The organism is Alkalibacterium sp. m-11 (genome assembly GCF_054658155.1).
Window position 1 is genome coordinate 1 of sequence record NZ_BAAGIR010000208.1, and the last position, 2,473, is coordinate 2,473.

Here is a 2,473-nt window from a genome sequence, read left to right on the forward strand (position 1 = left end):
CAGTAGAGTAGGAAAGCGCCGCCTTATTGTATTTCTACAACAGGTTTGCGCAGACCCCTCCCCGAACCGTGCTTACACCTCTCGATGTACACGGCTCTCCATTGTTACTCAATTATTCAAAACTCAATTTCTGTGGATTTCTTTGTGACAATCTCGACAGACCACCATAGTTTTTCGGTTTCGCGCTATTAGGTATTTCTCCCATGGAGCTTTTCCCTTCAAGTCTTTGAGCCTTTTAACATGGTGTATTTCATAGTGTGTCGCTTCGGTTGTTCCACACAACTTACAAACTCTTGCTTTTAATCCATCTTCAAAAGGGTTACGTTTATGACTATAGATAACTGCGTCATTACGTATTTTGTCACTAAATGAACTTTGCCCTTTACAATCAGAATATTTTGCGAAATAGAGTCGTTTTTCACCTTTAGCCGTCTTATATGGTACACACCATTTCCCTTGCCCATCTTGATGCAAGCGAATAATTCGGGCAATGCTGCTTTTACGCTTTGCTGCAAGTGTTTTTAAGCAACTATACTCCATAAGGTAAGCAAAGTAATTTAAGTTGTTAAAATTACTTGCCATTCGGTAGTAGTTACAGATTCCTCGCAATTCTGCGTTGTAGGTTGAAACAATCTCGTATTCCGTGATTTGTAGCAAGCTTGGGCGGTGGACAAAGCGATACTTACCGTTAATTTGTTTCACTATACCTTTATCTAACAGAAAACTTTCAATTTTATCTTTGAATGGAACCGTGAGTTCCACTTTGTTGTTAAGCGTTCTTTTGGTATACCCATTTCCACCTTGTTTGATTTGACTGTTGCGCCTTACACAAACATCATAGCCTAGAAATCTTGCTTTGTTGTGGCTGTGAGTAATAAGTGTTTTTTCTTCACTGAGTTCCATTTTCAGCGTATTTCTGATAAATGTTTTCAGTTCCGATTTTACCCATTCACAGTCAGATTTACTTCCGATAACCCCGATAAGAAAATCATCTGCATAACGCACATATTTAATATTCTTATCCTCTTGTAATTTACTAGGGGTTGAAAGCTGTTTCGCTCTGGTTTGTCGTAATTCAGCAAGTAGTGCCGGCTTTTGGTGCTCATCCGCATTTTCTAACTTTTTTCTCAAGCGGACTGCTTTACTTCGTAGCCTTGAATATTCCGGTGTTCTCTTGCCTCGGGGTAAGGGCTTGTCAAATTTAGCTTTTAGCTGTTCAACAAACATGTCCAACTCGTGCAAGTATATATTGGCTAGTACAGGTGAAATTATTCCACCTTGGGGCGTCCCACTATATGTACTGTGGTATCGCCAATCTTCCATATATCCTGCCTTTAAGAATTTGCGAATAAGTTGGTTGAAACGCGCGTCCTTGATTTTCTTTCCTATCAATTCAGCGAGCACATTGTGATTAATGTTATCAAAACAGCCTTTGATATCACCTTCGACGAACCATTTCACTCCATTGAATCCTTTTGATACCATTCCTAGAGCGGTATGACAGCTTCTGTTAGGTCTAAAGCCATGGGAAGTATCACAAAATGTAGGTTCATAAATAGCTTCTAGAATCATTCTGATTACTTCCTGAACCAATTTATCAGTGAATGTCGGAAGTCCTAAAGGACGTAATTTATTACTTTGCTTTTTTGCAATATACGTCCTACGTACAGGCTTAGGTGTATAGGTTCCATCTGTCAGACTTTGGATAATAAGCTCTATCTTTTCCTCGCTGAAGCCATCTGCTGTGTCATTATCGACACCAGGTGTTGCTGCGCCACTATTGGCATACAGATTTTTGTAAGCAAGAAAATAGATGTCTGGTCTTTGCAGGTAACGGTAAACCCGCGTGAAAATTTCATTCTTGTTGCGATTTGAGTTTTGATTCATTCTCTCCAAAATCTCAATTGTTGGTTTCATTGAGGTATTCCTCCCTAATCAATATAAATTTTGGCGCGTAACAACTGCTTCCCTTCGCCATGTAAGGGTCATTACCCCTCGCGGACTACTATGGAAGCTCCGTACCCATGCAGAATATTCAAGCCCTTTAGCTATAGCCGTTTCCGGCGTTTCTGTTTAGGGTATCCCCAGTTAACAATGCCAATAGGTATGTGGATTTTCGGATACGTTTTCGTTTCTTTACCATTGGTTCTCCAACAGGTCATGTGAATTAAATGATAACCAATTGCGCGAAATCTGTACGCAATTACATTCACATCAGAGGTTACAGGCAAATTTCCTCTGTCCGGGCATTAACAGAAACTCGAAACTTACGTTCAACAAACCCAGTTTTATCCTCATATCCACTTGTCATTGCAGTTCAGTCGCATCTGATTGCCTTTAGATGACTTACCGCTTTCCTGCCATGCTATGTTCCCGTGTCAGCTTTCGCCTTTCGGTTGGACAGGTTGACAATAGCGTTATCTTACTATGCGGCACCTTAAACCGCTGTTGACATTGCCCTATCTGGGCGCAC

Annotated in this window: 1 protein-coding gene; it reads right to left on the reverse strand. The window is 40.7% G+C overall.

The annotated features are described in order from the left end of the window. Nucleotides 1-123: 123 nt before the first annotated feature. Nucleotides 124-1,917 (reverse strand): reverse transcriptase domain-containing protein, encoded by a 1,794-nt coding sequence (locus tag ACYQ2O_RS11680; RefSeq protein WP_459796668.1) that lies wholly within the window; start codon nt 1,915-1,917, stop codon nt 124-126. Between the last annotated feature and the right edge of the window lie 556 nt (nt 1,918-2,473).